Source organism: Acinetobacter sp. NIPH 542 (assembly GCF_000369825.1).
In the GTDB taxonomy this organism is placed as follows: Bacteria; Pseudomonadota; Gammaproteobacteria; order Pseudomonadales; family Moraxellaceae; genus Acinetobacter; species Acinetobacter oleivorans.
In genome coordinates this window covers 164,446-177,293 of record NZ_KB850209.1, presented here as the reverse complement: position 1 = coordinate 177,293, position 12,848 = coordinate 164,446, and the positions used below count along the sequence as shown (strand labels likewise).

Below are 12,848 nucleotides of genomic sequence, written 5' to 3'. Positions count from 1 at the left end.
TATCCATTAGAATATTTTTCATAACTCAATGCGCCCAAGCCTTTTGCCAGGAACACACATGACCGTTATTCCGACTATTGATATCGTAGATGCTCTTGCAGCCGAATATGCGACCAAAAGCCCGCGAGAAATTTTAGAGCTTGCCTTAAGCCAGCAAGGTGAAATCGCAATTTCTTTTTCGGGAGCAGAAGATGTTGTCTTAATTGATATTGCTTCACGTTTGGGTAAGCCGTTCCGTGTTTTTAGTCTCGACACTGGTCGACTGCATGCCGAAACTTATCAGTTTATTGAGACTGTTCGTAAACACTACAATATCAATATCGAAATTTGTTTCCCTGAATCTGAAGCTGTTCAAAACATGGTAAACGAAAAAGGTTTATTCAGCTTTTTTACAGATGGGCACCAAGAATGTTGTGGTATCCGAAAAGTTCAGCCTTTGCGTAAAAAACTTGCGACTTTAGATGGCTGGATTACGGGCCAACGTAAAGATCAAAGCCCTGGTACACGTACAGAAATTCCAGTAGTACAAGCTGATGCAGGTTTCTCTGGTCCAGGTAAGCAACTCATTAAATATAATCCTTTAGCAAACTGGACAAGTGCTGAAGTATGGAGCTACATCCGTATGATGGAAATTCCATATAACCCTCTTCACGAACGTGGGTTTGTTTCTATTGGCTGTGAACCATGTACACGTGCTGTATTACCGAACCAACATGAGCGTGAAGGACGCTGGTGGTGGGAAGAAGCGACTCAAAAAGAGTGTGGATTACACGCAGGTAATATGAAAAAGTAATTTGTTATCAAAAAACCACTGCTAAATCAGTGGTTTTTTTTATGTCATGTTCCGTACACAAAGTCATATTTTATCTACTCTAAACGCTATATACTTAATTTTACGGTTCTATAATTCTAATAAGAGCTCAGATAAGGGCTTCTTAGAAAAATGCATGAGGCACAATGATTTATGCGTCCATTACACCCAATTGATTTCATTTTTCTGTCACTTGAAAAAAGACAGCAACCCATGCATGTCGGTGGATTATTTTTATTTGAAATTCCTGAAAATGCACCTGAAACTTTTGTACATGATTTAGTTGAAGATATTAAACGCTCAAAAAGCATTCCTATTCCTCCGTTCAATAACCGTTTAAATGGCTTATTTTGGGATGAAGATGAAGAGTTCGATATCGATCATCACTTTCGCCACATTGCTCTGCCTCATCCTGGCCGTATTCGTGAACTTCTGGTTTATATTTCACAGCAACATAGTTCATTAATTGATCGTGCAAAACCTCTTTGGACTTGTGACATTATTGAAGGAATCGAAGGCAATCGCTTTGCCATGTATTTTAAAATCCATCATGCAATGGTCGACGGTGTTGCAGGGATGCGTTTGATTGAGAAATCACTTTCAAAGACACCAGAAGAAAAACATGTTGTTCCTTTATGGTGTGTTGAGAGCAAAAGAACTAAACGACTAAAAGTACCAACTCCAAGCACAAGTAAAATTAAGAGTATTTTAGGCGGCATTAAGTCTCAACTCGATATCGCTCCTAAAGTCATGCAAGAGCTATCTCAGACTATATTTAAAGAAATGGGCAAAAATCCTGATTATGTTTCTACTTTTCAGGCACCAGTGTCGATTTTGAACCAAAGAGTGAGTGCTTCACGTCGTTTTGCAGCCCAATCATTTGAACTGAGTCGTCTTAGAAAGATTTCAAAAGTGTTAGGCGTAACAATTAATGATGTTGTACTCGCAGTATGTTCTGGTGCTTTACGTGAATATTTGATTAGTCAAAATAGCTTACCTAAAAAACCGCTTATTGCCATGGTGCCAGCTTCATTACGCACCGATGATTCTGATATGAGTAACCGAATTACCATGATTCTGGCAAATTTAGGAACTCATAAAGACCAACCGTTAGAACGTCTAGAAATCATTCGTCGCAGCATGCAAAATTCAAAGCAACGCTTTAGCCGCATGACTGCGAATGAAATTTTAAACTATAGTGCGGTTGTTTATGGTCCGGCAGGTTTAAACATCATGTCAGGAATGCTTCCTAAGCGTCAGGCGTTCAATTTAGTCATTTCCAATGTACCGGGACCACGTGAGCCTCTTTATTGGAATGGCGCGAAATTAGATGCTCTCTACCCTGCTTCAATTGTCATGGATGGACAAGCTCTAAACATTACCATGACAAGTTATTTAGATAAGCTTGAAGTTGGATTAACAGCTTGTCGAAATGCTTTGCCAAAAATGCAAAACCTTTTGACTCACTTAGAAGATGAGATTCAACGGTTTGAAGAAATTATTGCAGAGAAGCAGCTGAAACATCATTCAGCAAGTTAGAAAACTAAGGGGCTTTAAATTGGCCCCTTATTTTTTGATTGTACGGCACTGGTTAAGCAACTGATGACATACTGAACGAATCATTGCAGTTGTGATCGGTACTTCTTTACCTTGGTCATTCAACATATAGCAGCTATTTACTGGCGTGCTTTCTAAAACATGTTTAAGACCGTTGCTAATTAAGTTTTCACTTACATTCATGGGTTATACCTCTTATTGTTTGCTAAGACGTTAAATAGGGAGAACGTCTACGGCTACTGTATGTAAGTAGTATTTAAAATTCATGAATGAAAGTAAAATTTCAGTTGTAACAAGGATTAAGCGATATCTTGTTACAACTTTAACTTAAAATGATATCGTATTGCTCTTGCGTATATAAATTTTCGACTTGAAATTTAATGACACGGTTGATGAAATGCTCTAAATCTGCCACTGCTGGCGCTTCTGCTGTTAATAATCGGTCAATCACAGAAGGATGGGCAACAACAGTAAAGCCACTCGTTGACTCAAATGCACGGGTATATCGTAATATCTCACGAAATATTTCGTAACACACTGTCTCTGCTGTTTTGACAAAACCACGTCCTTGACAGGTTGGACACGACTCACACAGCAAATGTTCTAACGATTCACGTGTGCGTTTACGCGTCATTTCGACCAGCCCAAGTTCTGACACTTGAGTAATTTTGGTCTTGGCATGATCGCGCTCAAGCATTTTTTCAAACTGACGCATCACCTCTTCACGGTGAATTGCCTCTTGCATGTCAATAAAATCAATAATGAGAATACCACCCAAATTACGCAGTCTAAGTTGACGCGCGATAACTTGAGTCGCTTCCATATTGGTTTTAAAAACGGTGTCCTCAAGACTACGACCACCAACATATGAACCCGTATTAACATCAATCGTTGTCATCGCTTCAGTCTGATCGATCATCAGATAGCCGCCTGACTTCAAAGCTACGCGGGTTTGTAAGGCTTTTTGAATATCTTCTTCGACATTATAAAGATCAAATAGTGGTCGCTCGCCCGGATAATGAATGAGTCGACTTTGCATATTCGGGACAAATTCTTCAACAAACTCAAGAAGCTTAGCGTGAATCTCTCTCGAATCGACATAGATCTTTGCAGTTTCGTCGCTAGCCAAATCTCGAATAATACGTTGAGGTAATGGTAGCTCTTCAAAAATTAAGGAAGGAACAGCAACATCAATTTGTTTTCGTTGAATGTATTCCCATAATTTACTCAGATAGCACATATCCTGTGCAATTTCTGCCTCATCTACACCTTCAGCAGCTGTACGTACAATCACGCTACCCGGCAAATTATGTTCAGATTGAATACCTTCGATAATATTACGTAGTCGCTCTCGCTCTTCTTCAGACTCAATACGCTGAGACACACCAATATGATTTCCATATGGCATGAGAACCAGATAACGAGAAGGGATTGAAAGATCAGTACTCAGACGGGCGCCTTTTGTTCCCAACATATCTTTCATTACTTGGACAGTGAGCGTTTGCCCAGGATGTAAGAGTTCAAAAACATTTGGGGTAGGCTGTGAACGAGACCAAACCATATCATTGATATGTAAAAAGGCTGTTCGAGACAAACCAATATCAACAAAGGCGGCTTGCATGCCCGGAAGCACCCGCACGACTTTACCCTTGTAAATATTGCCGACTAGACCACGTTTGACTGTACGTTCGACATACAGCTCATTAACAGTTCCATTTTCGATTAATGCCACCCGACACTCCATAGGCGTGACATTAATAAGTAATTCTTCTGACATACATAAACTCAAAGCATTATAAAATTTTTATTAAAGAGTCAGAGAAGCTGTTAACTTTGCCTAGTGTTCATCGACAATGCTATTCAATTAAGAATGATAACAACCTCTTATGTCTTTACTCTTTTTAATAACTGTGCAAATTCGTATAAAGGAAGTCCTACCACATTACTATAACTTCCTTGAATTTGGGGAATATATTGAGAAGCAATTCCTTGAATTGCATATCCACCCGCTTTCCCCACAGGCTCACCTGTAGTCCAATAATCTTCCATATCTTGCGTAGTCAGACGCTGAAACTCAACTTGAGTTTGCACCACCTGACTTAACATTTTTTGTTGCGTAGCAATACATAATCCAGAAAACACATCATGCCAACGTCCAGATAATTGTTTCCAGATTTCAAAAGCATGATTTTTCGATTCAGGCTTGCCAATAATTTGGCCATCAAGCCCAAGACTTGTATCGGCAGCAATAACGATTGCGTCTGGAAAAAGCTTCAATACAGTTTGTGCTTTTTCTCTAGCTAACCGTTCAACATAATGGTGAACCAGCTCATTTTCATGAACGGACTCGTCAATATCTGGACTATAAATTTCAAAATCCAAACCCAGTTGCTGCAATAGCTCCTTCCGACGAGGAGAGCTAGATGCTAAAACTATATGCGCCATTTTGCCAAACAATAATAGACGATTGGCCAAGTGATGATACTTGTCATCAATGGTTGCCAATGCCTAGCAATCGAAAAATGAATTCCACCCATGGTCTGCGTTACCCACATAAACGCTAAATGAGCAATAATGACCAGAGTTGCAATTGTCCATAAATTACCAAAGGTTAAAATACGGCGCTCGCGAATTAAAAAACGGGTAAGAAAAGTCACAATTACAAAACTTAAAGCATTGAGGCCTAAAGGTGCATCAAGCAATAAATCCGTAAAAATTCCCATTCCAAATGCAAACCAGACCCCACACCATGTTGGCTGACATACCACCCAAAATAGCATAATCATTAACATGAATAATGGGCGCCAACCTGAAATATCATAGGATAGCGGGTAAACCATGAGCACGGAGCCGACAATTACAGAGAGGATAATTCCCCATAATGGATCGTTTCGTTTTTCTCGTTTCAATTTAGCGATCGGCATATGGTTGCTCCTTCGCTAAAGAATCAGAGAAAAGTACGACTACATGATGACCTGTTGCTAATTGTGCGGCTGGTGTAACATCAATTTCTGCAAACTCGCCCGAATTATGACGTCTTATTTTGGCAACTGTACCCACTGCGTATCCTGCTGGGAAATGTTCACCCAAACCTGAGCTAAACACTTTATCACCCACTTGAATATTCGCACTCGTCGGGACATATTCCATTTTCAAACGACCCAAATCACCAGTACCAGAAACAATCGCCCGCATTCCAGTGCGTTCAAGACGTACTGAAAGTGAATGTTCTTTATCTGATAACAACATTACACGTGAGCTATGAGGATATACATTAATGATCTGTCCCATAATTCCTTTATCATCCAGAACCGTTTGACCGACCTTAAGATGGTCCATAGAGCCACGGTTAACAATGATGATATGACGCAATGGGTCTGCATCTGTCCCAATTACTTCGGCGATCTCCATACGTCCATCAATAATTAATGGAGTATCAAGAAGACCTCGCAAACGGGTGTTTTCAGCTGACAGTTCAGAAAGCTTCTGTAAACGAACCTGAGCTTGTAAAAGCTCAGCCTGCATCGCAGTATTTTCACGACGCAGTTGTGCTTCAGATTTTGTTTGTTGATTCAGCCATTCTCTCGACAGTACTGGATAACTGGCCAATGCATAAATTGGGTTATATGCAGCGTACAAGACATCCCTTGCTGGCTGAATTACATACGGCATGCGCCAATCAAAAAACAGCACAACCAAACATGTAATGACCGCAATAATGAACGAGCGGAAAGATGGCGGCTGTCTTGAAAAAATATTCGGTTGCACCGCCTAATCCTTAAACTTAACCAACAAAAAGCATGTCATGGTTCGGGTTGTCGAAGAATTCCAATACTTTACCACCACCACGGGTCACGCAAGTAAGAGGATCTTCAGCAACCACAACTGGTAAACCAGTTTCTTGAGCTAATAATTTATCGAGGTTACGAAGTAATGCACCACCACCTGTCAACACAATACCGCGCTCGGCAATATCAGAAGAAAGTTCTGGAGGAGTTTGCTCAAGTGCAGATTTTACTGCGCTTACAATATTTTGTAATGGATCAGAGATTGCTTGAGTAATTTCGTCAGAAGTTACAGTAATTGCGCGAGGCACACCTTCTGCAAGGTTACGACCACGTACTTCAATTTCTAATGTTGTGCCATCAGAAACAGCCATACCTACTTCTTTTTTAATAATTTCAGCAGTGGTTTCACCAATTACACAACCGTGAGCTTTACGAACATAATTGATGATTTGCTCATCAAAAACATCGCCACCGATGCGTAAAGAGTCAGCATAGACACAACCTTGCAATGAAATAATTGCAATTTCAGTTGTACCACCACCAACATCCACAACCATAGAACCACATGCTTGTTCAACTGGCATACCTGCGCCAATTGCAGCAGCCATAGGTTCTTCAATCAAACGAACATCACGGGCACCAGCATTAAATACTGCTTCGCGAATCGCACGGCGCTCGACCAAAGTTGATTTACATGGTACACATACAACTACACGAGGTGCAGGTGGGAACAAACGTTTTTCGTGAACTTTACCAATAAACTGATTCAACATGGTTTCAGTCACTTCAAAATCCGCAATTACACCGTCTTTCATTGGACGAATTGCAGAAATATTCGCAGGCGTACGGCCCAGCATTTGCTTAGCATCTAGACCTACAGCAGCAACAATTTTTTGTGAACCACTGTGACGAATTGCCACAACTGTTGGTTCATTTAATATAATGCCGCGGCCTGGTGCATAAATAAGTGTATTTGCTGTACCTAAATCAATGGCTAGATCCGGCGAAAACAAGCCAATTAGTCGTTTTAGAATCACGGTTCGTTCTCAGTTAAACTTTCATGTGGATGCAAGGTGGCAACTTTAAACTAAATGTGATGATTTGAACAAGTCAATCGCTTATTATAACGCACGATATTTTGAAAATTTTTAATACTGATTAGGTGATGTTATGTCTACATCGGATGCACAGCATTCAGCAGATTTAAATGCACAAACAGTTTCAGCAATCGCCAATCTTGCTCGATTGTCGCTCAATGATACGCAATCTGCTGAATATGCTCAAAGTCTAAATAAAATTTTAGGCATGATGGAAACCTTAAAAGGCATTGATACGGAAGGCGTAGAACCTTTGAAAAGTCCTTTTGACAATCCTCAACCTTTACGTGCTGATGTGGTAACGGAAAGCAATCATCGAGATGAATACCAAGCAGTTGCACCTGCAACTCAAGATGGTTTGTATCTTGTTCCTCGCGTGATTGAATAACTTTTACTCAATTAACCCATCTTCCCTATTTTGAATGTAAAGAAATTTTACTCATGACTGATTTACATCGCTTATCAATTCGTGAACTTGCTGAGGGCTTAAGCCAAGCGAAGTTTTCATCTCGCGAACTGACTGAACATTATTTGCAACGTATTGCTAAAATTGACCCACTGGTAAAAAGCTATGTGACGGTTACACCTGAACAGGCGCTCGCGGAAGCTGATGCTGCCGATGCTGCTTTAAAAGCAGGTAATGCAACTGCTCTAACGGGTATTCCACTTGCTCATAAAGATATCTTTTGTACCAAAGGCATTAAAACAACTGCTGGTTCAAAAATTCTAGACAACTTCATCTCTCCTTACGATGCAACTGTTGTTAAAAAAACTAAAGCAGCTGGTCTTGTCACTTTAGGTAAAGTGAACATGGACGAGTTTGCGATGGGTTCAACTTCAGAAAGCTCATATGTAGGCGCAACGAGTAACCCATGGGCACTTGACCATGTTCCTGGTGGCTCATCAGGTGGTTCTGCTGCGGCTGTAGCGGCTGATTTAGCGCCTTTCGCTACGGGTACAGATACAGGTGGTTCAATTCGCCAACCTGCTTCTTTCTGTGGCTTAACAGGCTTAAAACCAACCTATGGTCGTGTATCTCGCTTCGGTATCATTGCTTACGCATCATCTTTAGACCAAGCAGGTCCAATGGCACGCTCTGCTGAAGACTGTGCTTACCTGATGAATGTAATTGCAGGTCACGATGCAAAAGACTCGACTTCGGTTAAAAAAGAAGTTGATGACTACGTTGCGAACTTAAATGGCACATCTGTAAAAGGCTTACGTATTGGTATTCCTAAACAGTACTTTAACGTTGCAGGCTTAGATGCAGACGTAAAAGCTCGTGTTGAAGAATCTTTGAAAAAGCTTGAAGAAATGGGTGCAACGCTTGTTGAGATTGACCTCAACATGACTGAAGCCTATGTACCAACGTATTACCTGATTGCGCCAGCAGAAGCATCATCTAACTTGTCACGTTATGACGGCGTTCGTTATGGCTACCGCTGTGAAAACCCGGCTGACTTGATGGATCTTTACAAGCGTTCACGTTCAGAAGGTTTTGGTCCAGAAGTTCAACGTCGTATCTTAATTGGTACTTACGCGCTTTCTGCGGGTTATTACGATGCTTACTATGTAAAAGCTCAAAAAGTACGTCGCTTAATTCAACAAGACTTCTTAAAAGCATTTGAAAATGTAGATGTGATTGCAGCTCCTTCTGCACCAACAACTGCATATAAAATTGGTGCGAACTTAAGTCCAACTGAAATGTATTTAGGCGATATCTATACACTTGCAGTGAACTTAGCAGGCTTACCAGCAATTAATGCTCCTGTTGGTTTTGATAAAGACAGCTTACCTGTAGGCTTACAATTAATTGGTAACTACTGGTCAGAATCACAATTGTTGTCGATTGTTCATCAATACCAACAAAACACCGATTTCCATACTCAACGTGCGGAAATTGCTGAGGAGAATGCATAATGGCTGAAGCTCAAAAGTTGAAATTGATTGACGGTTGGGAAGTCGTTATTGGTATCGAGATTCACACTCAGCTTGCAACCAATTCTAAAATTTTCTCAGGCTCATCGACTGAATTTGGTCAAGACCCAAATACACAAGCGAGCCTTGTAGACTTGGCAATGCCGGGTGTATTGCCTGTTTTGAATGAAAAAGTGGTTGATCTTGCTATCCGCTTTGGTTTGGGTATCGATGCTTACATCGACCAAGCATCTGTGTTTGCACGTAAAAACTACTTCTACCCTGACTCTCCAAAAGGCTATCAAATTAGCCAAATGGATAACCCGATTGTGGGCTTGGGTCACATCGACATTCAACTTGAAGATGGCACAACAAAACGTATTGGCGTAACTCGTGCTCACCTTGAAGAAGATGCTGGTAAATCTGTACATGACCAGTTTGAAGGCATGTCTGGCATTGACTTAAACCGTGCTGGTACCCCTTTACTTGAAATCGTTTCTGAGCCAGACATGCGCTCAGTTGAAGAAGCAGTGGCATATATCAAATCAATCCACACACTTGTGCGTTGGTTAGGTATTTCCGACGGTAACATGGCTGAAGGTTCATTCCGTGCAGACTGTAACGTGTCTTTACGTCGTCCGGGTCAACCGTTTGGTACGCGCTGTGAGCTTAAAAACCTCAACTCATTCCGTTTCATTGAACAAGCGATCAATGTTGAAATTGAACGCCAAATGGAAATTTTGGAATACGGTGGAAGCATCGACCAAGAAACTCGTTTGTTCGATCCAAATAAAATGGAAACACGTTCAATGCGTTCGAAAGAAGAAGCGAATGATTACCGCTACTTCCCAGATCCAGACTTGTTACCAGTGATTATTGCAGATGAGCAAATTGAAGCTGCTCGCGCTGCACTTCCAGAGTTGCCTGCTGCACGCCGTGCACGCTTTATCGCAGACTTTGCTGTAACTGAATATGATGCACATGTACTTACGCTTTCACGCGAAATGGCAGACTTCTATGAAGCTGTTGTGGCTGCTGCTGGCGGTGCTGCACAAGGTAAAGTATCTGCAAACTGGGTAATGGGCGAATTCTCAGGCGCATTAAACAAAGCGGGCTTAGATTTGGCTGACTCACCTGTTTCTGCTGAACAGTTAGGTGGCATGATTGCACGTATTATTGACAACACCATTAGCGGTAAAATTGCTAAACAAGTGTTTGGCTTTATGTGGGAATCGGAAGGTAAATCTGCCGATGACATCATTGCTGAAAAGGGTTTAAAGCAAGAAACCGACACAGGTGCAATTGAAGCAATCATTAAAGAAGTACTTGCAGCTAATGAAAAAATGGTTGAAGAGTACAAGTCTGGTAAAGAAAAAGCTTTTAACGGTCTTGTTGGTCAAGTCATGAAAGCTTCTAAGGGTAAAGCTAACCCTGCTCAAGTAAATGAATTAATGAAAAAATTAATTGGTTAATTTGACTAGCCAACTCAAAAAAAGCCTCGATTTATCGGGGCTTTTTTATATCCGTCTAAAGCATCCTTCGACTAAAGAATGCACTTTTTTCCTAAAAAATTACTCAGTGACTGTGCTAATTTAAATTAAGAATTTAGATAACTTATATTTTAAAAAGAGAGATAAATCATGTCTAAAAAGATTTTAATGTTGGTCGGTGATTATGCAGAAGACTATGAAACCATGGTACCTTTTCAGTTCTTAACTGGTTTAGGTTATACCGTGCATGCTGTTTGCCCAAATAAAAAGAACGGCGATCATATTGCGACGGCTATTCATGATTTTGAAGGCGAGCAAACTTATAGCGAAAAACGTGGCCACAACTTTGCGATTAACTATGATTTTGATGCCATTAATACCGAAGACTATGTAGGTCTAGTTATTCCGGGTGGCCGAGCACCAGAGTACTTACGTATGAATGAACGTGTTGTCGAAATTGTACGTGAGTTCGATAGAGTGAAAAAACCGATAGCAGCCGTATGCCATGGCGCTCAGTTACTCGCAGCGGCAGATGTATTACAAGGTCGCCTCTGTTCAGCTTATCCAGCATGTGCTGCCGAAGTAAAATTGGCAGGTGGACAATATGCAGATATTGCTGTGACTGAAGCAGTTACAGATGGTCATTTGGTGACTGCCCCAGCTTGGCCTGCACATCCAGCTTGGTTAGCACAATTTGTAAAAGTTTTAGGCGCTAAGATTACGATCTAAATAAACCTCTTCATCCTAATTAAAATAAAGCCTGCTGATTAAATAGCAGGCTTTATTACTAAAATAGAAAAAAAGATTTTTTATCTTGTGATTCCCAACTTATTCCAAATTTCTGGCGTTAAAAACGTCGTCACTAATTTATTTAAATCGATATAGCGCAATGTGCCCTGCAGCTGCTGTTTAACTGCGGGATCTTTAACAATATCTTCGCCAGCACTTTGGCCTAATTGCTGGAAAGCCTCCCCAACTGCCTTCACACCTTCAGCCTGAATCACAGCTTTAGTTTGGGTAGAACATTGCTCCACAATCACACGTTGTAAAACCTGTGCCAGTTTTTGATCTAACTGATCCTTTTGCTCAGGTGTTACATTACTAAATGCTTTTAAATCAGGATGAGCAGCTAAAGCCGTAAATGTCCATTGAAGCACCGTAGTCTTGTCTGAAGCCGTTGTAGCCTTAACTAAACAGTCACTTAACTGATCAACTGTTGGACCCGCCATCGCAATTTGTGTTGTACCCAGTACAGCAACTGCCATACAGACTGAACGGCTCAAATGTGAAAACTTACGGCGGGCAATCGCATAAACTTGACGTGACATAGGTCTAGCTCCAATAAACAATCTGTTCTTTGTATCACAGAGCTAGTCGTGTTACCTGTTATGACTCTGTAAATCGTCTATTTCTTCAAATTTAACAATTACTTTAATAATTAACCCATTCCCGCATAATTCCATGCTTCTGGAATATTGGGCTGTTCTGGTGCTTTATTTAAATCAATATTTAAGTTTCTACTGCCATTATATGATTTCTCACCTGAATCTGAGGCAGGTGATACGCTTAAACTATAACGATAGCGGAATTGCCACAACATAGGTTTAATCGGACGAATATCTAGACTGAGACTATCCTCATCATGACAATTTCCTTGAGAACTTTCATAATCTTGCTCAGAAAAACAAGCTCTGATCATACGACTAAAACTAAATGGATAATTCGCAATAAATTGATGTGTCGTTCCAGACTCTGTTAACTCATAAAAACTAGCTCGTTCAATATTCGCACCACCTCCTGAGTACATTTCAGAAAACTGATCAATTATTGCAATTGCATAACGCTGTTGAGTGAGTGGAAAAAGCTTAGGAAATATATATTGTTTATGAAAGCCATCTTCGCTTCCTGTTGTCACAATATTCCATTTGCTGACTAATTTAAAACCTGTAGATGTAGCTTTAAACTGTGCGATATCATTACGGCTCGATAATATCCATAAATTCTGGTCTGGAGTTTTTAGACTACGCCATTGCGCGCCTTGCTGGCATAAATCTTTTATTTGTTCACACAATTGACTTTGCTCTGTTGAACTCAATTGCCCTTTCTTAAATTCCAAAATTTGTAATGGCGCAGCAAAAACAGATATGGCCGAACAACTTAATACAGCTGCTAAAGCAACCATTTTTAA

The 12,848-nt window shown here is 40.6% G+C and carries 14 protein-coding genes; 6 read left to right on the top strand and 8 right to left on the bottom strand.

Annotated elements, in window-relative coordinates; translation table 11 throughout:
• Nucleotides 1-58 precede the first annotated feature (58 nt).
• The gene (locus tag F886_RS19075; RefSeq protein ID WP_004789321.1) at nt 59-793 is read left to right on the top strand and encodes a phosphoadenylyl-sulfate reductase; all 735 of its coding nucleotides are present in this window, start codon (nt 59-61) and stop codon (nt 791-793) included.
• A gap of 171 nt (nt 794-964) precedes the next feature.
• The gene (locus tag F886_RS19070; protein WP_005309889.1) at nt 965-2,350 is read left to right on the top strand and encodes a WS/DGAT/MGAT family O-acyltransferase; all 1,386 of its coding nucleotides are present in this window, start codon (nt 965-967) and stop codon (nt 2,348-2,350) included.
• 27 nt (nt 2,351-2,377) lie between these two features.
• On the opposite strand, the gene F886_RS20135 is transcribed toward F886_RS19070, so the two are convergent.
• The 6 genes from F886_RS20135 to F886_RS19045 form a co-directional block, all read right to left on the bottom strand.
• A complete protein-coding gene (locus F886_RS20135) occupies nt 2,378-2,551 on the bottom strand; it encodes a PA1571 family protein (RefSeq protein WP_002116397.1) in 174 nt (57 codons plus the stop codon).
• Between the two features lie 139 nt (nt 2,552-2,690).
• Nucleotides 2,691-4,145, bottom strand: coding sequence for a ribonuclease G (gene rng / locus F886_RS19065; RefSeq protein ID WP_005309885.1), 1,455 nt, complete (start codon nt 4,143-4,145; stop codon nt 2,691-2,693).
• A gap of 107 nt (nt 4,146-4,252) precedes the next feature.
• Entirely contained in the window at nt 4,253-4,813 is a 561-nt protein-coding gene (locus tag F886_RS19060; protein ID WP_005309883.1) for a Maf-like protein, read from the bottom strand.
• Complete coding sequence (gene mreD, locus F886_RS19055) at nt 4,801-5,292, bottom strand: rod shape-determining protein MreD (protein ID WP_004789317.1); 492 nt, start codon at nt 5,290-5,292, stop codon at nt 4,801-4,803. Before mreD ends, F886_RS19060 begins: the two co-directional genes overlap by 13 nt.
• Nucleotides 5,279-6,136 carry a rod shape-determining protein MreC gene (mreC, locus tag F886_RS19050; protein ID WP_004789316.1) on the bottom strand — a complete coding sequence of 286 codons (858 nt, stop codon included), beginning with the start codon at nt 6,134-6,136 and terminating at the stop codon, nt 5,279-5,281. The genes mreD and mreC overlap by 14 nt, the downstream gene beginning before the upstream one ends.
• Before the next feature lie 16 nt (nt 6,137-6,152).
• Entirely contained in the window at nt 6,153-7,193 is a 1,041-nt protein-coding gene (locus F886_RS19045; protein ID WP_004789315.1) for a rod shape-determining protein, read from the bottom strand.
• Nucleotides 7,194-7,326: 133 nt separating this feature from the next.
• On the opposite strand from F886_RS19045, the gene gatC reads away from it, so the two are divergent.
• The 4 genes from gatC to F886_RS19025 all read left to right on the top strand — a co-directional run bounded on the left by gatC (nt 7,327) and on the right by F886_RS19025 (nt 11,389).
• Entirely contained in the window at nt 7,327-7,641 is a 315-nt protein-coding gene (gatC, locus tag F886_RS19040; RefSeq protein ID WP_000107699.1) for an Asp-tRNA(Asn)/Glu-tRNA(Gln) amidotransferase subunit GatC, read from the top strand.
• Between the two features lie 53 nt (nt 7,642-7,694).
• A complete protein-coding gene (gatA, locus tag F886_RS19035) occupies nt 7,695-9,173 on the top strand; it encodes an Asp-tRNA(Asn)/Glu-tRNA(Gln) amidotransferase subunit GatA (protein ID WP_005309876.1) in 1,479 nt (492 codons plus the stop codon).
• Nucleotides 9,173-10,642, top strand: a complete 1,470-nt coding sequence (gene gatB / locus F886_RS19030; RefSeq protein ID WP_005309873.1) for an Asp-tRNA(Asn)/Glu-tRNA(Gln) amidotransferase subunit GatB — start codon at nt 9,173-9,175, stop codon at nt 10,640-10,642. The genes gatA and gatB overlap by 1 nt, the downstream gene beginning before the upstream one ends.
• Before the next feature lie 168 nt (nt 10,643-10,810).
• Nucleotides 10,811-11,389 carry a DJ-1/PfpI family protein gene (locus tag F886_RS19025; RefSeq protein WP_005309870.1) on the top strand — a complete coding sequence of 193 codons (579 nt, stop codon included), beginning with the start codon at nt 10,811-10,813 and terminating at the stop codon, nt 11,387-11,389.
• A gap of 80 nt (nt 11,390-11,469) precedes the next feature.
• Here F886_RS19025 and F886_RS19020 read toward each other — a convergent pair whose 3' ends face one another.
• Together F886_RS19020 and F886_RS19015 are read right to left on the bottom strand one after the other, a co-directional pair.
• The gene (locus tag F886_RS19020; RefSeq protein ID WP_004789310.1) at nt 11,470-11,988 is read right to left on the bottom strand and encodes a hypothetical protein; all 519 of its coding nucleotides are present in this window, start codon (nt 11,986-11,988) and stop codon (nt 11,470-11,472) included.
• Nucleotides 11,989-12,098: 110 nt separating this feature from the next.
• Complete coding sequence (locus F886_RS19015) at nt 12,099-12,842, bottom strand: hypothetical protein (protein ID WP_081402336.1); 744 nt, start codon at nt 12,840-12,842, stop codon at nt 12,099-12,101.
• Nucleotides 12,843-12,848 lie beyond the last annotated feature (6 nt).